The organism is Verrucomicrobiia bacterium (assembly GCA_019634625.1).
Classification (GTDB): domain Bacteria; phylum Verrucomicrobiota; class Verrucomicrobiia; order Limisphaerales; family CAIMTB01; genus CAIMTB01.
The window spans coordinates 1-22,433 of sequence record JAHCBA010000025.1 but is presented as its reverse complement, the minus strand read 5'-3'; the positions used below and the strand labels follow the sequence as shown (position 1 = coordinate 22,433).

Sequence of the window (22,433 nt, the reverse complement as noted above, 5' to 3'; positions counted from 1 at the left end):
GACGCGTTCCGCGAGTCCCCCACCCAAAGCAGCCCACCGTTGCAGCCTCGTGGAACATCCCCCTCCGATGGTGGGCTTCGCGACGCCCGCACCTTTCCCGGCACCACGCGGAGGCACCGCGCGACGTCCCACCCGCCCCCGTCCCGCGCTGGCCATCGGCCCGGCATTTCGCCAAGGTCCCCCCCAATGAAGCGCGTGGTCCTGCTCGGCAGCACCGGGTCCATCGGCACCAGCACCCTCAAGGTCGCCGACGACCTGCCCGAGCGCATTCGCCTCGTCGGTCTCGCCGCCGGTGGCAACGCCGATCTCCTCATCGAACAGGCCCTGCGCCACCGCCCCGCCGCCGTCTGCATCCACGATCCCCTCAAGGTCGCCCAGGTCCGTGCCGCCCTGCCCCCCGAAATCCGCGTCCTCTCCGGACCTGAAGGCCTCGTCGAACTCGCCACCCTGGCCGAAGCCGACATCGTCCTCATCGCCATCGTCGGAACAGGCGGCCTTCAACCCGCCCTCGCCGCCCTCAAGTCCGGCAGGGACATCGCCGTCGCCTCCAAGGAGATTCTCGTCATGGCCGGCGAAAACGTCATGGCCGAGGCCGCCCGCCATGGCGCGCGGGTTCTCGCCGTGGACAGCGAGCATTCCGCCATCTTCCAGTGCCTCGACGGTCGCCCCCCGGAATCCGTCCGCCAGCTCTGGCTCACTGCCTCGGGCGGACCCTTCCGCGAGACGCCCGCCGACGAGTTTCCCCGGATCACCGTCGAACGCGCCCTGCGTCATCCCTCCTGGGTCATGGGCCGCAAGATCACCATCGATTCCGCCACCCTCTTCAACAAGGGCCTCGAAATGATCGAGGCCCGCTGGCTTTTCGGCATCGCAATGCCCCGCGTCCAGGTCGTCGTCCATCCCCAGAGCGTCGTCCATTCCATGGTCGAATTCGTGGACGGCTCGATCCTTGCCCAGCTCTCCACGCCGGACATGTGCCTCCCCATCCAGTTCGCCCTCACCTACCCCGATCGTGCCCCCAGTCTCCGCGTTCACACCGACCTCGCCCACATCGGTTCCCTCACCTTCGAGGCCCCCGACCCCGTCCGCTTTCCCGCCATCACCCTCGCCCGCCTCGCCGGCGACCGCGGCGGCACCCTCCCCGCCGTCCTCAATGCCGCCAATGAGGTCGCCGTGGACGCCTTCTGCCAGCGACGGCTCTCCTTCCCCGGCATCACCCGTACCGTGTCCGAAACCATGGAACGTCATTCCATCGTCCCCCACCCCGACCTCGACCACATCCTCGACGCCGATCGATGGGCCCGCCGCACCGCCGAACAGGTCGTCGCTGAACTCGCGTGAACGATAGGGTCCGCCTCGACGGCAGGTTCTTCCGCGCCGGCCCCGAACGGTTCCTCGTCCGGGGCGTCGCCTACGGTGCCTTCGCCCCCAACGCCGCAGGGGAACCCTTCCCCGAACCCGCCCGCGCCCTCACCGACCTCGACGCCCTCGTCGAACTCGGCGCCAACACCATCCGCCTCTACGACATCCCCCCGCCCTGGCTTCTCGATGCCGCGGCCGAACGCGGCCTGCGCCTGTTCATCACCACCCCCTGGACCCCCCACGCGGGCTTCCTCGGCTCCCGCACCCAGCGCCGCGCCACCCGCACCGCCATTCTTGCCGCCGTCCAGTCCGTCGCCCATCACCCCGCCGTCTTCGCCATCGCCATCGGCAACGAGATCCCCCCCGACATCGTCCGCTGGAATGGCACCCGCCGCGTCGCCGCCTTCCTCGACGAAGTCCTCCTGGCCGCCCGCGACACCGCCCCCGAATGCCTCTTCACCTACGCCAATTATCCCCCCACCGAGTTCCTTCACCTGCGCCACCTCGACTTCGTCACCTTCAACGTCTTCCTCCACAACCGGCCCGCCCTGGTCAATTACCTGGTCCACCTCCAAACCCTCGCCGACGGCAAACCGCTCCTGCTCGGCGAATGCGGCGTGGACGCCCGCCGTGAAGGCGCCGCCCGCCAGGCTGAAATCCTCTCCTGGACCCTCGCCGCCACCGTCACCGGCGGACTCGCCGGCGCCATCGTCTTCGCCTTCACCGACGACTGGCACCGCAATGGTCAACCGGTCACCGACTGGGAGATGGGCCTCACCTCCGTCACCCGCGAACGCAAACCCGCCTTCGCCGCCGTCCGCGCCCGCTTCACCGATCCCCCACCCCAGCCCGCCCGCTCCCCGCGGGTCACTGTCGTCGTGGCCGCCTACAACGCCGCCGCCACCCTCCGCGACTGCCTCGATTCCCTCCTCCGCCTCCATCATCCGGATCTTGAGGTGATCGTCGTGGACGACGGGTCCACCGACGCCACCCCGGAGATCACCCAGGCCTACCCCCAGTTCCGCACCCTTCGGCTCCCCTCCAACCTCGGCCTCTCTCACGCCCGCAATCTCGGCATCCGCTCCGCCACCGGCGAGATCATCGCCTTCACCGATGCCGATTGCCGCGTCGATCCGGACTGGCTCCGCTTCCTCGTCGCCGGCCTGCTCGACGCCCCCGTCGCCGGCATCGGCGGACCCAATCTCCTCCCCCCGGACGACCCCCCCGTCGCCGCCCTCGTGATGGCCGCCCCGGGAGGCCCCATGCACGTCCTCCTCGACGACCGCTTCGCCGAACACGTCCCGGGCTGCAACATGGCCTTCTGGAAGTGGGCCCTCGAGGCCATCGGCGGCTTCGATCCCGTCTTCCGGCAGGCGGGCGACGACGTGGATGTCTGCTGGCGCCTCCAGCGCCGCGGTTGGCGCCTCGGTTTCGCGCCGTCCGGATTCGTCTGGCACCATCGCCGTCCCTCCGTCCGCGAATACCTCCGGCAGCAGGCCGGCTACGGCGCCGCCGAGGCTCTCCTCCTCGCCAAGCATCCCACCCGCTTCAACGCCCTCGGGGCGGCCCGCTGGCAAGGGCGGATCTGCGCCCCTGCCGAGGTCGATCTTCCCTGGCGCCGACCCACCATCTTCCGCGGCCTCTTTGCCACCGGCCTGTTCCAGACCCTCTACACCCCCGCCAGCGATCCCTTCATCCCCCTCTTCACCAGCCTCGAATACCACGTCGCCATCGCCCTGCCGCTGGTCCTGCTCTCGCTCTACCTCTCCTGGCTCTGGCCGGTCGCCTTCGCCGCCATGGCCCTCCCCGTCGCCGTCGCCCTGCTCGCCGCGCTGCGCACGCCGCTGCCCCGAACCCCTTCGCCCTGGTGGGCCCGGCCCCTGCTCGCCCTCCTTCATTACCTCCAGCCCATCGTTCGCGGCGCGGCCCGGTACGCCACCCGCTTCGGCCTCGGCGCCGCGCCGTCCGACACCCTCGCCCCCGGCGATTCCCTCGAAACGCAGGCCCGGGTCTATGCCGAGACCCCCGTCCGCGAACGCGCCTACTGGTCCGCCACCTGGCGCGAACGTCAGGACTGGATCCAACGCCTCGTCACCGCCATCGAAACCCATCGCTGGCCCTGCCGCACCGACTCCGGATGGGCCGACTTCGACATCGAGGTCTTCGGTCCCCGATGGACCCGCGTCACCCTCGTCACCGTCGCCGAACCCGCCCGCGACCGGGCCCAGATCCTGCGCTGCCGCCTTCACCCCCGCTGGACGCTTGCCACCCACCTCGTGGTCTGGGGCTCGCTCGCCACCCTGCTTCTCGTCCTGCGCCTCCTCGGTCTCCACGCCCACGGACTCTGGCTCGCCCCGCTCATCCTCGCCACGCTTGGTGCCTGGTTCCATCGCCAGGGGCGCACCCTGCAATGCCGCCTCACAGTGATCCTCGACGATGTGGCCCGCGCCTGGGGTCTCACCCCGGTCGAATCCCCCGCCTCGCGCCACGATCTCCCCTGACCCATTCCGGCCCTTCCCTTCCATGAACCCCTACCTCGACCTCATCCAGCAAACCGTCCGCCTACGCACCCTCGGCCGCTCCCTCCCCCTCGGTGGACTCCCCGATTGCCCGGCCATCCCCATCCCCGGCAACGCCCCGGTCGCCCTCATCTTTTCCCCCCACCCCGATGACGAATGCATCGTCTCCGGCCTGGCCCTGCGACTCCTCCGCGAATGCCGCTGGCGCATCGTCAATGTCGCCGTCACCCAGGGCAGCCGTAAGGACCGCCAGACCGCCCGCCTCGAAGAACTCCGCAACGCCTGCCGCTTCCTCCAGTTCGAACTCCGCACCACCGTCCCCGGCGGACTCGAAAAGATCCAGCCCCGCACCCGTTCCGAGGACCCCGAACGCTGGCAGGCCGCCGTCGCCGTCATCGCCGCCCTCCTCGCCGAATACCGTCCCGGCGTCCTCTTCTGCCCCCACGAACTCGACTGGAACAGCACCCACATCGGCACCCATTTCCTCGTCCTCGACGCCCTCGCGTCGCTCCCCCCCGACTTCGCCTGCCACGTCGTCGAAACCGAGTTCTGGGGCCAGATGCCCACCCCCAATCTCATGGTCGAAAGCCGGCCGGAAGAGGTCGCCGATCTCATGGCCGCCTGCTCCTTCCACATCGGCGAAGTCCAGCGCAATCCCTATCACCTCAGCCAGACGGCCTGGATGCAGGACAACGTCCGGCGCGGCGGTGAACTGGTGGGTGGCCAGGGCCAGGCCGCCCCCGATTTCCATTTCGCCACCCTCTACCGACTCCGCCGCTGGCAGTCCGGATCCCTCGTCGCCCCCGCCCCGGCCGGACGTTACCTCGATGCCGTCACCCGCCCGGACACGCTCTTTTCCTGATCCTCATCGCCTCCGTCCTCCGCCCCCGTCCCCCCGCGCACCGTCAGCCACAACGCCTCCGTCCGGTCCGACACCAGCTCGGTGTAGCCCTGCGGGACACCGTTGTTGAGGCCGCGGCTCGTCAGCATCCAGGGCACCCCGCGTTCCCCACCCGCTTCCCCGTCGTTCGCCACCAGACGCACGGGCCCGCCAAACGCCTTCACCCCGGCGTCCGCCACCAGCGCCACACTTCCTTCCCCATCCCCGTCCGGCACCGTCGCCGGCAACGCCCGGACCCCTTCGGGCAAGCCCCTCACGTCCACGGCGATGGTGCGGGTGTGCCCGCCCTGGCGCGTCACCCGAAACTTCCACGTATTGGTTGCCCCCGCCTCGATCACCATCGCACCCGCCTCGGACCGCACCTCATACCGCGGCGGAACCCGTTCCACCGTCAACCGGTACCGGTACGCCCCCCCGCCGCGCCGCACATAGGAGCCCACCGCGACCACGTACTCCCCGTCCTCCGGCACCCGCCACAGCAATCGCGGATCGGGTGAACCGTCGGTGTCGTCCTCGTACGCCAGTTGTCGTCCGCCCGGTTCCTCCACCCGGACCCACGCATCCAGCGGGGAACCCAGAACCGCCGCCGCCACCCGCACTTCAAGCGTCTCCCCGGCCTTCCCCTCGAACCGGAACCGGTCCTCGTCCCCGGCCTGTCCGATGGTCCCCGCCACGCCGATCGGCAACGTCCGCCGCGGGGCCATTTCTCGGCTGTCGTTCGGTTCCTCCTCCCAGCCCTCCCCGCCCACCTCTCCGTCCGGAGGTTCCGTCCCCACCGCCACGTGCAGCCGGTACACCGCCCCGGCCCCGCCGGCCAGCCGGATCGCCGCATCCGCCGGATACGCGAACGCAAACACCTGCACCACCACCGTCCGGTCATCGGGGGACTGCCAGACAAGCCGGGGATCGAGCGACGTGAAATCGTGGTTCCAGGCCAGCGGCCGTCCCTCCGGCGTCACCAGCCGCAGGACCGGATCGAGCTTGCTCATCAGCCGGTACCCATCCACCCGCGCCTCCAGCCATTGTCCCGCCGCCATCCGGACCGCAAACCCGTCCGTGTCGCCCCGCGGCTGCAACCGCCCGTTCACCATGACCGGCAACCGGTCCAGCACCTGCGCCGTCTCCGGCCGGTCGTTCGGCTCCACCTCGTCCACTTCCAATCCGTCCCCCACCACGAAGAACCGCGGATCGCTCGACCCTTCGTCGTTGTGCAACCGGACCAGCCGCACACCCGGTTCCGCGTCGGCGTCCACCTCGACCTGAAACCGCCCCGTGTTCGTCCCCGCCAGAAATCGCACCCCGGCCCCTTCGACCCACACCCGCGCCGGCCAGGGATCGACATTGCCCACCACCTCCACCATGCCGCTCCCGCCCCGGGCCATGCCCGACGGCACCAGATGTTCCAGCACCGGCGCCGCCGCCCACCCCGGCACCGCCAGCAGCCCCGCAACGCCGCCCCATCCCGCCGCCCATCGACGAAGGCGCCCCACCCTGCCATGGCCTTTCCCGCCGCCCCGCTTCACACGAACAACTCCCGGATCAACCGTCCTCCGTTCACCAGTTGCACCGGCCGCCCCGTGGTCGTGTGCAGCACCCGCTCCGGGTCGATCCCCATCTTGGTGTAGAGCGATGCCGCGAAATCCTCCGGCCGGTACACCGACTCCGACGCGTAATACCCCCGCGCATCCGTCGCCCCCACCACCTGGCCCCGCGGAATCCCCGCTCCCGCCATCAACACCGACATCGCCCCGGGCCAGTGATCCCGCCCTCCATCCGTGTTGATCTTCGGCGTCCGCCCAAACTCGCCCAGCGCAATCACCAGGGTCCGGTCCAACGTCCCCCGCTCGTCCAGGTCGGACAACAGGGCCGCCAGTCCCTGATCGAACCGCTGCACGTGCGGCCCGCGGTAGGCCTCGAAAATCTTGGTGTGGTGGTCCCATCCCCCGGAGTACACCGTCACAAAACTCACCCCCACCTCGACCAGGCGCCGCGCCAGCAACAACCGCTGCCCGAAATCGTTCCTCCCGTACTTCTCCCGCACCGCCTCCGGTTCCCGCTCGAGATCGAACGCCTCCTGCGCCCGCGCCGATCCCACCAGCTCCAGCCCCTGCTCGTAAAACCGGTCGAACACCACCGCCGGATCCTCCATCGCCCGCTCATGGTACCGCCGCATCCCGTCCAGCGACCGACGCAACGCCTCCCGGCTCACCGCCCGCCCCTCGGCAATCTCCCGCGGTAACACCACGTCCCGCACCCGGAACCCCGCCGCGTTCGGCGACCCGTCGATCACGAACGGCGCATGCTGCCCCCCCAGAAAGTTCGGCCCCCCCGACCGCGTCACTTCCGGCATTGCCACGTACGCCGGCAACCCGTCCCGCACGCCCCGCTCATACGACACCATCGACCCGAACGACGGATGAAACGTGACGAACGCCCCGCACGCCACCGGCACCGGCGTCGGCATCCCCGTCATCAGATAATGGTTCCCCCCTCCGTGGTTCGGATCCTCATGCCGCAACGATCGCAGGATGGTCACCTTGTCCGCCACCGCCGCCAGCTTCGGCACGCAGTCGCTGAACCGCACCCCCGGCACCGATGTCGCCACCGTCCCGAACTCGCCCCGGATCTCCGCCGGCGCCTCGGGCTTCGGATCGAAGGTCTCATAGTGCGACGGCCCGCCGTCCAGCCACACCAGGATGCAGCGGATGTCCGACCCCGCCCGCCGTCCCGACACCCCGGACACCTCCCCCGCCGTCGCCCGCCACCGCAGCAGGTCGCACAACCCCGCCCCGACCGCCCCGCCCAAACCCAGTTGCAGAAAATCCCGCCGGGTCACCCCGGCACAATTGGTGTGGGTTGCGCTCCTCATGGAAACCATTGGGAAAACTTAGTGATTGAAGACGAATTCCGCCGAGTTCAGCAATGCCCAAAGCACGTCTTCCGTCGCCGTCTGTCGCGTCGCCCCCTCCGCCTCGAAGGCCGCCGCCGCCAGCCGCCGCTCCTCCGCCGTCGGATACCGGCTGTACGCCGCCAGGTACAGTTCGGTCACGATCGCCTCCGGCCCCAGGTCGCCCGACGCCAGCCGGTGCACACGCCCTTCCGCGCCCGCCAGCTTCTCCTGCACCCGCGGCGAATGCATCAGGTGCAGCGCCTGCGCCACGCTCGGACGTGTGTCCCGCTCGCACGGACAGTCACTGCTCGAGTTCGGCCGCCCAAAGGTGTCCAGAAACCGCGAACTCACCTTGTAACTCCACGTCTCCATCGCCCGTGTCCCGGGCGGACACCCGGGGAAACTCTCCCCCACCCCGGTCACGTCGCTGACCGCGTCCAGCAACACCTCCGCCGGCAACCGCCGCCGGTACGACCGCGAAAAATGCCGCGTGTCCCCGACATTGGTTCCGTTCGGCGTCGCGCTGAGCTGGTACAACCGCGAGTTCAGGATCGTCCGCATCAGGTGCTTCCAGTCGTACCCGTGCCGCGCGAAATCCTCCGCCAGGGCGTCGAGCAAGACCTCGTTCCCGGCCGGATTCGACACCCGGAAGTCGTCCACCGGCTCCACCCACCCGCGCCCGAAAAATGCCGCCCAGACCCGGTTCACCGCCGCCCGCGCAAAGAACGGGTTGTCCACCCCCGTCAGCCAGTCCGTCAACGCCCGCCGTGCATCCGCCGCGTCGTCCCCGCCCCAATCCGGTCCGTCCGGTGCCCGCGGTGACATGACGGCTCCCGTCACCGGATGCGTCACCTTGCCCCGTCCCCCGGACGCGAAGGTCTCCGTGCCCGCCGAGATGGGCGGCGACAACCCGGCCCCCTTGCGCTGCAACCCGCCAAACACCGCCGCAAACTGATAAAAATCCTCCTGGCTCCACTTCTCGCTCGGATGATGGTGGCACCTGGCACACTCCATCCGGACCCCGAGAAACAACTGCCCGAACATCGTCGCCAGTTCCACCGGCTCCCGCCGGTCCCGGTACACCACCACCGGACCGTCCCGGTGATTGGTTCCCTCCGCCTCCAGGATCTCCCGCACAAACCGGTCGTAGGACAGGTTCTCCCGGAACGCCTCCCTCAACCACTGGTCCAGCAGATACACGCTCTTCACCCCCACCCGGTCCGGGTTCGGACGCAAGAGGTCCGCCCACCGGTTGGCCCAGTAGTCCGCCCACTCCGGCCGCCCCAACAACCGCTCCACCCACGCCGCCCGCCGCATTCGCGATGCCTCCTCATCCTCATCCCCCACTCCCTCCCCGTCGCCATCCCTTCCCGCCAAACCCGGCGCCCCCAGGAAGGCCCGCGCCTCGTCCGGTGTCGGCAACACACCGAGGGTGTCCAGAGTCGCCCGCCGCAGGAACTCCGCATCGGTCGCCAGTTCGGATGGCAGCAACCCCAGCCGCCGGAAATGCCGGTGGGCCAGCGTGTCGATGAAGTTGTACTCAGGCAGACCCGCGTAGCGTTCCTCCGCCACCTCCACCTCCGCCGGGACCGTGACCCGCGCCACCCCCACCTTTCCGCCAAACCGCGCCACCACCACGCCCTCTCCCCCGGACCCAACCACCCGCAGAATCCCCCGCCCGTCCACGGTCATCAATTCCCGGTCGCTCGTGTCGAACTCGGCCAGGTGCGTCACCTCCCGCTCCGTTCCATCAGCATACCGGGCCGTCACCCGCACCACCCGTTCCACGCCGCTCCGGATCGTCCCCCCGCCCAATCCAATCTCCAACGCCTCCAGATCCGCCTCGCCCGCCCGTCGATAGATCATCCCGCCCCGGATCCACGCCCGCAGCAACGCCGCCTCCTCCGAGTCCGCCCCAAACCGCCGCCCCCCGCCATGCTGCACCGCCCCGGTCGCCTTCAGCATCACCAGGCTCGCGTCCGGCGCCCCGGGAAACACCCGGCGTCCCCGCCCCTCCATCACCACTTCCGCATGGTCGGCCCGCGGATCATGACTGAACACGGACAAATGGAATCCGTTCTGCCCCTCCGGCTTCGCATGGCACGAACCGGCGCTGCACCCCGCCTTCGTCAGCATCGGCAGCACATCCCGCACCCATGATGGACCCTCCCCCTCCCCGCCTTCCTCACCAGCCCCAACCGGTTCCCCGTCCTCCTCCGGTGCCCATCGAACCCGCACCTCGCCCTCAGCCGAAAGCCCCACCACCGCACCATCCTCCCCGCCCGCAAACACCCAACGGCCATCCGCACTCACCGCCACCGCATGCAGCGGCGCTCCAAATGTCCCCAATCCCCTCTCCGATCCCGTCGCCGAACTCTGTGCCCCCGTATGCCTCTTGAACTCCGTGAACCCCACCAACCGCCCCGCCGCATCCCCCGCCACCACCCGCGTCCCGTCCCGCGACCACGCCACCGACGTCATCCCATACGGCCGCCCCTGAAACGTCACCACCGACTCGCGCGTGGCCACATCCCAGACCCGCATCTGCCGGTCCAACCCCACCGTCACCATCTCCGTGGCCATCGGGTTGAACGCCACGCCCATCACCGAACCCGCGTGCCCTTCGTACACCCCCACTTCCTGACGCGACGCCATCTCCCAGATCCTCACCATTCCGTCCGCCCCCGCCGTCGCCAGCAGCCCGCCGTCCGCACTCAAGGCCAGCGCCACCACCTGGTCCCCATGCGCCTTCCACGCCGCCAGTTCCTCTCCCGTTCCCGCCCCGAACAACCGCACCCATCCCGCTTCGCCCGGCGACCCGTCGGCCACCACCAGCGCACCCCCGTGGGGCGTGAACGCCACCGCGTTCACCCGCCCCCGCAACCCCGGGGTCACCGACCATTCCGCCGTCCCCGATTCCGGATCCCATACCGTCACCGATCGGTAGCCGCCCGTCGCCAACCGCCGACCCTCCCGGCTCCACGCCACCGACCGCACCAGATCCCGATGCGCCACCCAATGATGCTTCGACACCCAGTGGGTCCCGTCCGACCCGTACACCCGCACCGCCGACCCGCGTCCCACTGCCAACCGCCGCCCGTCTTCGCTCAAGGCCAGCGCCTGCACCGGACGATACCCCGACGGCAACGGCTCCACCGCTTCCCGCGCCACCTCCATCCGAACTCCGCCCGACGCCCCATCCGCTTGGGCGGTTCCCCATGGCGTCCCCGCCGTCACCCACTCCCGCAGCACCGAAATCTCCTCATCACTCAACTGCCCCTTCGGAGGCATGTGCGGCTCCCCATCCGGCGCCAGGACCCGCACCAGCAGACTCTCCTCCGGACGTCCCGCCACCACCACCATTCCGTCCTCCCCGCCCCGTGCCAGACCCTCCGCCGTGGACAACACCAATCCCCCCTTGGGCCGCTCCCCGTCATGGCACGAAACGCAATGCTCCCTCAAAACCGTCAACGCCCGCTCCGTCACGTCCATCCCCGCCACGCCCGTGCCCGCAGTCTCGCCACCCCAAATACCCGTCCCGGACACCACCGCCGCCCCCGTAATCGCCCACGTCAGCCAGCCTGATCGTGCCGTCGTCCGGGGGGTCATGCGTCGCACCTTATCGATCCGTCCCCCCTCGACACAAGGAACCGATGCCCGGTTCCAACGCCTCCCGAATCCATGGCAAACCTCTTGGATCGAGGATCGTCGAGGCCTTCCGCGGGCCCGAACTGAACTGCGACTGCGGGAAAGGTTTGGCGAAGTGCGGGGCGGGTGGCGGTGACCATCAAGTGGGAATCGGTAGTCGGTAGAGAGAGGGGCTTCAGCCGACACAAGAATACAATAGGCCTGACACATGATTGTTGACTCGGCGAATACAATATGCCTGACATGTTAATGTTGACGGCCCGCGACAAGCTCATCCCCGGCAGCCCGGGTTGGAATTTCTGGCGAGGCACAGGGCAGGACCGAGCTGTCAGTCAGTAACTTGGAGCCTGACTTGCTATTTCTAGATCCATCGCTGCCGTTGGAGGGGGAGAGGGAGAGTCAATCAGGGTAGGTCATGACGTCGCGACGCTCATGAGCCTTGCTGGGTACCTCGGACACGCGTCAACCAGCACTCTCGAGAGTCGAACGTCGATCTATGAAGAATTTCATACGGGACCGAACTTCCCTGAGGCTCGCTCAAGATTTGGAGTGCCTGCCTCCAACGCCCATCGCGCCGCGCCGCAAGCCCCCGCCAAGTCTCCCAAGGCGGCCGGCACCACGCGCACGGGATCGCCACCCACCCGCCATTCCCCACGCGCCACCGCCTCCCGCAACGGTCCGAACAGCGTGTCACCACACGTCGCAATCCCTCCGCCCACGATCACCACCTCGGGATCCAGCACGTTCGTGAACGAAATAATGGCCGCCGCCAGCGCCCCGACCGACCTGAGCCATATGCCCGTGGCCATCGCGTCCCCGGCCTCATGCGCCCGCACCAGATCGTGTGTGGTCGCAAATCGCCCTCCCGTCCGGGCCTGGATGTTGTGGTTGCCAATCGCGTCCTCGAGACTCCCCGGCGTCCCGGTGACGTCCGGCGTTCCCCACGGATCCAGACTCACATGCCCCAAGTGCCCCGCCTTCCCGCTCTGTCCCCGAAGCAGGCGCCCATCCACCATCACCGCCCCCCCCACCCCGGTCCCCAAGGTCAGCAGGATCGCGTTGGCCGCTCCCAGCGCCGCCCCCCGCCACGTCTCCCCCAGCAATGCCGCCTGCGCATCGTTCAACACTGGAACCGCTTCCCGCCCAAGCGCCTCCCCCCAGTCCAGCCCAACCAAGCCCTCCAGTCGTCCGGGCATGTAAGCGACCTTCCGGCAGTCCCGGTCAATCACCCCGGGCGTCGAAATCCCAACCGCCCCCGCCCGTTCCCCCAACGCCGACTCCATCCGTCTCAGAACCCCCCGTACCGCCTCCAGGAACGCTCCCGGCCGCTCCGCCCCATACGATTCGTAATCCTGCCCGAGAAGGTCGCCCGCCGGGGTCAGTGACACCGCCTTGACGCTGGTCCCGCCAAGATCCAACCCGATGACCGCACCCGCCTTCATCGCCACTGCCCCTCGCTCACACACCATCCGCCGTCCACCACGAGGACATCCCCCGTGATCGCCACCGAACGCGGACCCAGCAGAAAGACGGCCGCGTCGGCCACCTGCTCCGCAGTCAGGAAGTCGCCCAGCAAGGGCTGCTTGGTGCGCAGAAACGCCCCGATCTCCGCGTCCTGCTGCGCCCGGGCGCTCATCGGCGTCCGCACCAGCGCCGGAGCGATCGCGTTCACCCGGATCCGGTCCGACGCGTATTGCGCCGCCATCGCCCGGCTGAACCCCAGAATCGCCGCCTTGCTCGCCGCATAGGCGTGCGTGCCAAAATGTCTGGGAGAAGGCGACCAACCCAACACGCTCGCCATGTTCAGGATGCTCCCCCTCAACCCGTCCGCCCCCATCGGCTGGCGGAGCATCTGCCTTGTCAGCGCCCCGCACAGCAGGAACAAACCCCGGGCATTGGTGTTCATCACCGCATCCCATCCCTCCGCCGTGCAGGCATGCGCCGGACCGTCTCCATAACGCCTCCCGCTGATCCCCGCCGCATTGAACGCCGCATCAATCCGCCCGAAATGCCCCGTGCATGCCCCCACGATCCGGTCACCCGCATCATCCTCGGTCAGATCCGCCAAAACCCACTCGCACGAAACGCCCTGCGCACGTACCCTGTGCTTCAGAGTCTCCCCATGAACCGGATTTCGACCCACCAGGCAAATCGACGCTCCCTCCGCCGCCGCCCGCTCGGCGGTGGCGGCGGCAATCCCGGTCGTCCCGGCAATCAGCCACACGCGGCCTTCCAACGGCCTTCCCGTCGCAGTCTCAATGCCCATGTTCGTGCCCATGTTCGTGCCCATGTTCGTGCCAGTGCGCTGCCGGCCGTTCTAGGGGCCGCCACCTCCCAAGGTCAACTTGAACTCCATCCCGACAGCCCCCCGTCCCTGAATACCCCCGCGGATCCCCGAGTCCACTGCTCCAGCGTGCCCCCCTGGGTGCCCATCCGCGATTCCGATTGCGTATTGCCTCGCCCGGGAAACCGACTACAACCGTAGGGAGAGCTATGAATATTGTTCGACCCGATGCCGCCGCGTGGTTCGCGGCAATTGCGCTCTGCATCTTCACCAGCGGGTGCGGCGCCCGTTCCGTCGCCCCGATGGAGGGGGCTCAGGGCGATGCCCAGGCTCCCGAGACCGCCATGGCGTCTTCGGTCGATCCCGACCCACTTCCCATCGCCCGCTCGGAAGTCGTTCGCCCCCCTCTCCCGCCGGAACTCTCGGAGGTGGTGGACCTGTTCGAATCCGGCGCCGGCGAGGAGATTGTCCGCGCCTACGTCGCCACCGCCAGCACCCCCTACGACCTCAGTCTCGAGGAGATCAAGTACCTCCGGGACATCGGCATCCCGGATGGCGTCATTGCCGCAATGATGCGCCGCGGTGGGGAATTGCGGGCCGCCGCGGTCGAGGCCGCCTCGCTCCAAACCAACCTCGTCTCCGCGGTCGAACACCTCAAAGAGGCGTTCAATACCGCCCAGCAAGCGGCCGCCAATGGCGGTATGCCGCACGATCCAGGCCCGGAGTACCCACCGGCCCCAGCCGGCGAACCGGTTCCCGTCGCTGCAGTGCAACCACCCCCCGAAGCTCCGGAACCCGTCCAGCAGTTCTACTCGCAGCTCGCTCCCTACGGAACCTGGTACCAGGTCCCCTCCCATGGCTGGGTCTGGCAGCCGAGCGTCGTGGTCGTCAACCCGGTCTGGGTCCCCTATCGCCACGGCGGACGCTGGATCTGGACCGATTACGGCTGGTACTGGGCTTCGGATTATTCATGGGGTTGGGCGCCGTTCCATTACGGCCGGTGGTACTCCCAACCCGGACTGGGATGGTGCTGGGTGCCCGGAACCGTCTGGGGCCCGAGTTGGGTGACATGGCGCTATTCCAGCGGGCATGTCGGCTGGGCCCCCCTCCCTCCCGCCTGCGGCTGGAGTTCCGGTGTCGGGCTCACCTGGCACGGCAGCCGCATCAGCGTCGGCTTCGGATTCGGCCTTGCGTACTCGCACTACACCTTCGTGCCCACCAGCCGCTTCTGCTACCGCAACGTGGGCCACCACGCCGTCCCAGCCACCCAGGTCACCACCGTCTATGAGAACTCCACGGTGATCAACAACGTCATCGTCGGCAACAATAACACCATCGTGAACCAGGGCGTCGGCTACTCCAAAATCGCCTCCGTGGTCCCTGATGTGCCCAAAGCCCGCGTCGAAACCCTGCCCCGCGAAGCCTCCAGACCCCTGCGCGTTGATCGCCTCGACCGCTCCGGAGAGTCCCCGGTGATCTACAAACCAGCCCCTGTCGATCGGGGGGAAGGCCGGCCCGCCACCCTCGCTGCCGAGGTTCGCCCGACCCTCAGTTCCCCCGCCCGATCCGGGGCCTCCTTCGCGTCCGGCTCGCCTCGCACCCCGCAGATCACCGCGACACCCGTCGCCACCCGCCCAGTCGCCACCCCCGGCCGCCCCGCCCCCACCTCATCGTCCCCGACACCCGCAGGCTCCATCCCCCAACGCCAGGTACTGGGCTCGCCGACGTCAGGGGCCCCCAATCCTCGCGCCCCGATCACCACCACCCGCCCCTCCACAGTTCCCAACCGCCCGGCTCCCACCTCTCAGCAGGACCCGGTGGCCGTGATGGGACCCTCGCGGCAAACCACCCCTGTCCCCTTGGGAGATCCCTCTCGCAATCTTCCTTCCCACCTCCAGCCCGCTGCGCCTCAACCGGTTAGCCCGCCCAAGCCCGTCACCCCATCGACCCGCCCCTCACCTTCCATGGGTACGCCGACTCAGGTCCACCCCCCCGCTCCCCAGCACTCCGTTCCGCGCCCGGTGCAAACACTGCCCGCTCCCGCAGCACCCTCAGGCCGCACGTTCACCCCAACGCCGCGCCAACCGTCAGTCTTCCCCACGCCTCCCGCGACCCCACCGTCCGCAGTGCGCCAGCCGGTCACCGTTCCTTCCGCGCCTGCCACTGTCCCTCAACCGCCAAGGGTGGTCCCTTCGGCTCCGACGCCAAGGTCCAGCATCTCAGTCCCGCGTCCATCCGCACCTGCCGCCCGCCCGGTCGTCTCCGCTCCGTCACCATCCTTCGCCGCCCCACGCCCGGTCGTTTCGTCGCCCGCCCCGGCCCGTTCCGTGTCGGCCTCGCCCGCTCCGTCGCGAAACCCGGTGGCGGCGCCTTCCGCGGCTCCTGCGCGCCCCTCACGCAACTAAGCGCGACGGAAACGCCCCGGTCGAATCTCCACAACTCGAACCCACCTTCCCCTCGTGAGTGCCCTCCCGGGTTCTTCCCGCCCACTCCTCGCCCTGCCCGTCATTGCAGCCGTCATTCTCACTCTCGCCGGGGCGGCCTGGGGTGCCAGCCGTATCCTCTACGAAACCCGGTTCGAGACCTCCGAAGGTTTCAACAATTCACTCACCCTGGTCGGCCAGGGCGGCTGGGTTGGCGTGGGAACCGGAGGAAACGGCCTCGTCTCCGACTTCTTCCCCGGCGAAGGCCAGCACGCCTTCCTCGGCTTCGAAGCCCCTCCCACCAACGAAACCGCCGTCAGCGTCTGGCGACCCATCGGGTACCAGCCCGGCTCCTCCGATCCAACCCTCGTCCGGTTCACCGTCCTGATGTCCATCGAGGACTCGGTCACCACCACCAACCGCGACGACTTCCGCTGGACGGTCTATAATCACGAGGAGTTCCGCCTCTTCGGGCTCGACTTCGACAACGATTCCCTGGCGATTCACTACTACCTCGATGACGACACCGGCTTCGTTCCCACCGGTCGCTCCTTCACCAACTCCATCCCGTACTCCCTCTCCGTCACACTCGACCTCGCTCGCAACCGCTGGTCCGCCACCCTCGACGGCACCCCCCTCGTGGCCAACGCCGCAATCACCACCCGGAACCGGGTCCTGACCCTCGGCGACATCGATGCGGAATGGGTGATCCGCACTCCGGGCAAGCCCGGCGACAACTACATGGTCTTCGACAACTATCGCGTCGTCGCCGAATCGGACACCCCAGCCACTCCGCCCCGCCTTCAAGCCTTGGGATTGCTGCGTCCAGGCGAGTTCCTCGTCCGCTGCCTCGGCAACCCCCAGACCCTGTACCGCCTGGAGGCCAGCCCCGATTTCGTCGCCTGGACCCCGATCAAGACCAACACCATGCCCGCAGACGGCTTCTTCGATCACCTCGACCAACGGGGCGGCTCCCTGCAATTCTATCGAATGGTCGAGCATTGACCCTCCCCCCACGCCCGGCCCATCCCGCCGGCGAAACATCCCTCCCCAATCTGCCGACCCCGTCGAAATCCATCGAAAGCCGGAGCCGGTCGGAGGTGCTGTCCCGCCCGTTCCGCGCATCCCGGAGTGGTGGGGAGAGGTGCGGACTCCGCCAAGCGGCGCTTCGGAGGGCCGGGTTCCACGAGGCCGCAATGGTGTGAAGCGTTGGGTTGAGGACTCGCAGAACTCGTCCCTCCGGTTCGCTGTGCCTCCTCACCCACAACTCCGGGATGCACCGCCGCCCGTTCTCGCTGCGAGCGGCTTCTTGACACCCCCCCTTCCATTGATAGCGTCGCCGGCTCGATGCCGCCCGGCCGATGGCCGGTCGGTTCCTTCCCACGGGGGTCACACCGTCCGGGGATCGAGGGACCACCGTATCCCGATTTCACATCATGAAACGCCAGTACCAACCTTCCAAAATCCGCCGCAAGCGGCAGTTGGGCTTCCGCGCCCGCATGTCCACCAAGAGCGGGCGCACCGTGATCCGCCGCCGGCGGCAAAAAGGGCGCCAGCGGTTGACCGCCGTCTAAGGCGCGCCTCCCGGAACTTGTGACCGCGTCGCCCCGCTTCGGCCTGCCGTCCCGTCGGCGCCTCCATGGCTCGGGCGCTTTTCATCGCGTCCGGTCTCGCGGAGAACGGCGGACCTGCGGCTGCCTCATTGCCAACTGGCTGCAACAACCCGCTTGCGAACCCTCCACCCTCGGTGTGGTGACGAGCCGGCGAATCGGCGGCGCCGTCCAGCGAAGCCGCGCCCGCCGTCTCCTGCGGGAGGCTTTTCGTCTCCAGCAACACCACCTTCGGCAAGGCCTCATCCTCGTCCTCGTCGCCCGACCCTCCATCGCCGGCAAATCCCTGACCACCGTCGTCAGAGACCTCCGCCGATGCCTCCGCCATTCCGCCGTCTGGGTGGAATCTCAACCGACTCAACCGCCCCTTCCGCCGTGCGCTCCCTGATCGCCGTGCTCCTGCGCGGCTACCGTTGGATCCTCTCGCCGCTCAAGGGGCTCCTCTTCGGACCGGCCGCCCAATGCCGCCATGTCCCCTCCTGCTCAGCCTACGCGGAGGAAGCGGTCCTTCGCCACGGCGTCCTCCGAGGCGGCACCCTCGCCGCCCGACGCCTCCTCCGCTGCCACCCTTGGGGCACCTCCGGATGGGACCCCGTCCCTCCACCCCCTTCCCTTCCCCCGCTCGGGAACGCTCCCTCCCCGACCGCCAGTCCCTAAACGCTCTCTCTTCCCCAAGGCATGGATCGACGCTCCCTCCTGCTGCTGACCGCTACCTGTCTGCTGCTGGTGCTCTGGTACCCGCTGATGTACCGGATCTATCCGCCACGGCCGGTCATCACCCCCACCCAGCCCGGATCGACCACCCCTGCCCTCGACGGTCACCTTGCCCCGTCCGGCGACCTCGTTGCCCCGTCCACCCTCCAACCCGCCTCGCCCCTACGGCCAGGTTACGCCGACACGGGATTCCGACGCTCCATCGGCCCGGTCACCGAAATCGTCCTCGAAAACGATGAGGCCCGCTACGTGTTTACCTCCGATGGCGGCGGCCTGAAGGAGGTCGAACTCAAGCACTTCGAGGACGCCATCGTCTGCCGCGAACGCAATCGAAACGTCCCCGTCGGTTCCGCTCGCATGAATCGATGGGCCTCCACGCCGATGTTCGCCCTCCTCGGAGTCGACCCCCCAGGCACCCAGCCCGCCTACGACCTCATCCGCAGTAATGATGTGGTGGTGGCCCGTCGTGATCTCGGCGGCGACCTCCGCGTGATCAAGGAGTTCCGCCTCGGCACCAACCACGTCCTGAATGTCACCACCCGCCTCCAAAACTGGTCTGCCCAAACCCGCGACGTTCCCACCCAGGAATGGGTCTTCGGCACCGCCGGACCCCTTCACCCCGATGAAAACGTCATGTATCTCGGGCTCTTCGAGAACGACGGGGAGTCGAACGAACACATCGGTGAAAGCTGGTTCGCCAACCGAACCCTCGGCTGCTTCCCGGGTACTCCCCGCTCCGAATACCTCGGCCAGCGCACCAACACGGTGTGGGCCGCCGTCCACAACCAGTTCTTTGCCACCGTCGTACTGCCAGCCGACCGCTCGGCCCGCGTCTTCGCCCGCCATGTGGATCTGCCCGTGACCAACGGCGTCCCCACCCGCGCCCCACTCCCAGGCTATCAGGCCGCCCTCCTCTACCGCGGCGAGCAACTCCCCCCGGGCCAGGAACGCGTCCGCGAATTCGCCCTCTACGTCGGCCCCAAGGACTATCGAACCCTCTCCAGCCTCGGCAATAACGCCGATGTGGTCATGGGCTTCGACAACTACTTCGGCGGCCGCTTCAGCGGCTTCTTCGCCCGTGCCCTCCTCCTCGCCATGAACGGGCTCCATGCCCTCGGCCTCTCCTACGCCTTCGCCATCATCGGCATTACCGTCCTCGTACGCCTCCTCTTCTGGCCCCTCATGGCGGCCTCCGCCCGCACCTCCAAGCGCATGGCCGCCCTCCAGCCCCAGATCAAGGAACTCCAGGAGAAATACAAGGACAACCCCCAGAAGATGAACCAGAAGATGCTCGAGCTCTGGCGCGAGCATAAGATCAATCCCGCCTCCGGCTGCCTCCCCATCCTGATCCAGTTCCCCATCCTCCTCGGCTTCTACGCGATGCTGCAAACGGCCATCGAACTCCGGGGTGCCACCTTCCTCTGGGCCTGCGACCTCTCCCAGCCCGATACCATCGCCATCCTCCCCGGACTCCGCTTCCCCATCAACCCCCTCCCCCTCCTCATGGGCGCCACCATGCTCTGGCAGGCCCGCATCACGCCGATGTCGCCCAGCATGGACGCCACTCAACAGAAGATCCTGAAATACATGCCGCTCATGTTCATGGTCTTCCTCTACAACTTCTCCGCCGGGTTGACGCTCTACTGGACCGTGTCCAATCTGCTCTCCATCCTGCAGATGAAACTCACCCGGGCCCGCGACGGGAAATCCCCCACACTCCCAACTCTCCCCACCGCCCCCCAACGCCCGCCCGGTCGCCGGCCCAACCCCTGAACCCCAATATGATCCCCGATCCCAAGGCCAGGCTGGCCGAACTACTCCGCACCCTCGGCTTCGAAGCCGCCATCGAGGAAGGGGAGTTCGAGGGCAACGCCATGCTCAACATCGTCACCGACGACCCCGGCCGGCTCATCGGCCGCAAGGGTCAGACCCTCGCCGCCCTCCAGTTCGTCCTAAACCGCCTCCTCTACAAAGAGGACGATCACGCCCAGAAGATCACGCTCGACGTCGGCGGTTACCGCGCCGCGGCCCGCGACGAACTCATCCAGAAGGCCCTCGGGGCCGCCGAAAAGGCGCGTCGCTGGGGCGACGTCATCGAACTCGAACCCATGAGCGCCTTCGATCGCCGCATCGTCCACCGCGCCCTCAAGTCCGATCCAGACATCGAGACCCACAGCATCGAGGTCGAGGGCTCCGATCTGAAGGTCGTGCAACTCCGTCCCCGCTCGTCGTGAGCCGCCCTTCGATTCGTACCGATCCCCAGGTCTCGGATCGCCACCCATCGCCTCCCTCTCCCTGGTCACGCGGACTCGCGGCCCTCTTCCCGTCGCTCATTGCCTCCCTCCTTCTGGGCTGCACCCCATCCTCCTCCTCGCCCGGCCTCCCGCCTCTCACCGCCCCCCCGGTTTCCGATGTCAACCTCGACCTTGCCAAGGGCGCCTTGGCAGCCATCGAAATCCGCAACCAATCCCCGGCCGCCGTCCGGCAGACGGTCGAATCCGTCTTCACCGACGCCGGCCTCGCCCTTAGTCTGCGTCGTCCTGATCAACTGGTTTTCGAACGCCCCGCCTCCCGGGCTGAACGCCGCGCCTATGGCAACTGGCAGGGCGACGACCTCCGGGTCCGTCTCCGAGTCGAATTCATCGAGCTCGGCCCTTCCCTGACCTTCGTCCGCTGCCTCTCCTTCCTCGTACGCGACCCCGACAGCGCGTACCAGGACGAACAGTCCCTCGCCCGCCGCCGCGTCCGCCAGTACGAAGGCCTTCTCACCGAAGTTTCGCTCCGCCTGAACTGAACCAGGATCCCACTCCCGTCTCCACCCGACCCGGTGACCGCGTGCGGGCGGCCTAAGCCGTATCCATGCAGCAAGGAGGAAAGCGATGGCGCCGCAGATTTTCGGGCAGGACCAGGAGCGAGCGAGGCGCGTATCGGAACGCAGATACGGAACGAGCGAACCACGAAGCTCTTGCCCGAAAAGATCAAGCCAGCGCGCCCAACCTTGTTGCATGGCTACGGCTAAGGCAGCCTACGCCCCGTCACCCGCCTGAAAACCGCTCCGCCCGCCACGGATCGGCCGAACTCGAATAACCTCGCAGCTCCCAAAAGCCCGGGATTTCGCGGTCCAGAAAGATCATCTCCTTGACCCACTTCGCCCCCTTCCATGCGTAACGCTTGGGTACGATCACCCGGGCTGGCCCGCCGTGCTCCCGTGTCAGCGGACGTCCTTCCCAAGCGTGCGCCACCAGGACGTCCTCGTCCATCAAGGCCTCCAACCCAAGGCAGGTGGTGTACCCATCGTGAGCCCGAAACAGTACGTGACTCGCATCCTCCTTCGGCCCGGCCAGTTCGGCCAGCCCCACAAACGGCACCCCGTCCCATACCATGTCATATTGACTCCAGGTGGTGACACAGTGGAAATCGCTTACGTCCCGCACCGAACCCACCGCCAGAAAACCCTCCCAGTCGAGCGTTACCGGCCGCTCCACCCGCCCATGGATTCGCAACGACCAGTTCGATAGCCGCACCTCCGGCAGAATTCCCAGATCCAGAACTGGGAAATCCGTCACCAGATGCTGTCCCGGCGGCAACCGATCCTCCGACCGCACCACGGACCCCTCCACGGACCCCTGCCTTCCCGCCACCTTTCGCGCCCATCGCTCCTTCGCCGCAATGTACCCGTCCTTCACACTCGCCAGCCTACGGACTCATCCATCCGCGGCAAGACCTACCCTGGCCACAAAACCAAACCGATCTAGTCAATGGGTCAGGCTGTTTAAACTAACTTCCTTTTAATGGGTCAGGCTTTGTAAACGGGACTTTAGACTTTAGTTAATAAGTCAGGCTTTTTAAATTGACTCTCCAGTGGGAATGCTCACGCTACCAAATCGGCAATCATCCCCTCCCCACCCCATGAGAACCCCTCGCATCAAAGCCGATCCCTCCCTCCCGGCGGTCTATCACTGCATGTCCCGCGTCGCCGGCCGCCTCCCTCTCCTCGACGACTCCGCCAAGCACAAACTCCTCAACATCCTCCACCACCTCGCCCGCTTCTGCGACATCGACATCATCACCTTCTGCATGAT

At 67.9% G+C, this 22,433-nt stretch carries 17 protein-coding genes; 11 read left to right on the top strand and 6 right to left on the bottom strand.

What is annotated here, in order from left to right; genetic code table 11:
- Positions 1-186 precede the first annotated feature (186 nt).
- The 3 genes from KF833_15025 to KF833_15015 are packed head-to-tail and all read left to right on the top strand — an operon-like array spanning position 187 to position 4,743.
- Positions 187-1,341 (top strand): 1-deoxy-D-xylulose-5-phosphate reductoisomerase, encoded by a 1,155-nt coding sequence (locus tag KF833_15025; protein MBX3746620.1) that lies wholly within the window; start codon positions 187-189, stop codon positions 1,339-1,341.
- Positions 1,338-3,863 carry a glycosyltransferase gene (locus KF833_15020; GenBank protein ID MBX3746619.1) on the top strand — a complete coding sequence of 842 codons (2,526 nt, stop codon included), beginning with the start codon at positions 1,338-1,340 and terminating at the stop codon, positions 3,861-3,863. Before KF833_15025 ends, KF833_15020 begins: the two co-directional genes overlap by 4 nt.
- Positions 3,799-4,743: a PIG-L family deacetylase gene (locus KF833_15015; protein MBX3746618.1), complete on the top strand. Its 945-nt coding sequence runs from the start codon at positions 3,799-3,801 to the stop codon at positions 4,741-4,743. The genes KF833_15020 and KF833_15015 overlap by 65 nt, the downstream gene beginning before the upstream one ends.
- Here the strand turns inward: KF833_15015 and KF833_15010 are convergent.
- The 5 genes from KF833_15010 to KF833_14990 form a co-directional block, all read right to left on the bottom strand.
- Positions 4,701-6,305 (bottom strand): PPC domain-containing protein, encoded by a 1,605-nt coding sequence (locus KF833_15010; GenBank protein MBX3746617.1) that lies wholly within the window; start codon positions 6,303-6,305, stop codon positions 4,701-4,703. The genes KF833_15015 and KF833_15010 overlap by 43 nt on opposite strands.
- The gene (locus KF833_15005; protein ID MBX3746616.1) at positions 6,302-7,651 is read right to left on the bottom strand and encodes a DUF1501 domain-containing protein; all 1,350 of its coding nucleotides are present in this window, start codon (positions 7,649-7,651) and stop codon (positions 6,302-6,304) included. Before KF833_15005 ends, KF833_15010 begins: the two co-directional genes overlap by 4 nt.
- Positions 7,652-7,669: 18 nt before the next feature.
- A complete protein-coding gene (locus KF833_15000; protein ID MBX3746615.1) occupies positions 7,670-11,281 on the bottom strand; it encodes a DUF1553 domain-containing protein in 3,612 nt (1,203 codons plus the stop codon).
- Between the two features lie 545 nt (positions 11,282-11,826).
- Positions 11,827-12,762, bottom strand: a complete 936-nt coding sequence (locus tag KF833_14995) for an ROK family protein (GenBank protein ID MBX3746614.1) — start codon at positions 12,760-12,762, stop codon at positions 11,827-11,829.
- Entirely contained in the window at positions 12,759-13,586 is an 828-nt protein-coding gene (locus KF833_14990) for an SDR family oxidoreductase (protein ID MBX3746613.1), read from the bottom strand. The genes KF833_14995 and KF833_14990 overlap by 4 nt, the downstream gene beginning before the upstream one ends.
- Positions 13,587-13,813: 227 nt before the next feature.
- On the opposite strand from KF833_14990, the gene KF833_14985 reads away from it, so the two are divergent.
- From KF833_14985 to KF833_14950, 8 genes are all read left to right on the top strand, one after another.
- A complete protein-coding gene (locus tag KF833_14985) occupies positions 13,814-16,009 on the top strand; it encodes a hypothetical protein (GenBank protein MBX3746612.1) in 2,196 nt (731 codons plus the stop codon).
- Positions 16,010-16,063: 54 nt separating this feature from the next.
- Positions 16,064-17,032, top strand: coding sequence for a hypothetical protein (locus KF833_14980; protein ID MBX3746611.1), 969 nt, complete (start codon positions 16,064-16,066; stop codon positions 17,030-17,032).
- A gap of 431 nt (positions 17,033-17,463) precedes the next feature.
- Positions 17,464-17,601 (top strand): 50S ribosomal protein L34, encoded by a 138-nt coding sequence (rpmH, locus tag KF833_14975; GenBank protein MBX3746610.1) that lies wholly within the window; start codon positions 17,464-17,466, stop codon positions 17,599-17,601.
- 19 nt (positions 17,602-17,620) lie between these two features.
- Positions 17,621-18,025, top strand: a complete 405-nt coding sequence (gene rnpA, locus KF833_14970; protein MBX3746609.1) for a ribonuclease P protein component — start codon at positions 17,621-17,623, stop codon at positions 18,023-18,025.
- Complete coding sequence (gene yidD, locus KF833_14965) at positions 17,953-18,294, top strand: membrane protein insertion efficiency factor YidD (protein MBX3746608.1); 342 nt, start codon at positions 17,953-17,955, stop codon at positions 18,292-18,294. Before rnpA ends, yidD begins: the two co-directional genes overlap by 73 nt.
- A 21-nt stretch (positions 18,295-18,315) precedes the next feature.
- Positions 18,316-20,124 (top strand): YidC/Oxa1 family insertase periplasmic-domain containing protein, encoded by a 1,809-nt coding sequence (locus KF833_14960; GenBank protein MBX3746607.1) that lies wholly within the window; start codon positions 18,316-18,318, stop codon positions 20,122-20,124.
- Between the two features lie 8 nt (positions 20,125-20,132).
- Positions 20,133-20,585, top strand: a complete 453-nt coding sequence (locus tag KF833_14955; protein MBX3746606.1) for a KH domain-containing protein — start codon at positions 20,133-20,135, stop codon at positions 20,583-20,585.
- On the top strand, positions 20,582-21,145 hold the full coding sequence (locus tag KF833_14950) for a hypothetical protein (protein ID MBX3746605.1): 564 nt from the start codon (positions 20,582-20,584) through the stop codon (positions 21,143-21,145). Before KF833_14955 ends, KF833_14950 begins: the two co-directional genes overlap by 4 nt.
- 241 nt (positions 21,146-21,386) lie before the next feature.
- Here the strand turns inward: KF833_14950 and KF833_14945 are convergent, their stop codons facing one another.
- Positions 21,387-22,037 (bottom strand): sulfite oxidase-like oxidoreductase, encoded by a 651-nt coding sequence (locus tag KF833_14945; protein ID MBX3746604.1) that lies wholly within the window; start codon positions 22,035-22,037, stop codon positions 21,387-21,389.
- Positions 22,038-22,433 lie beyond the last annotated feature (396 nt).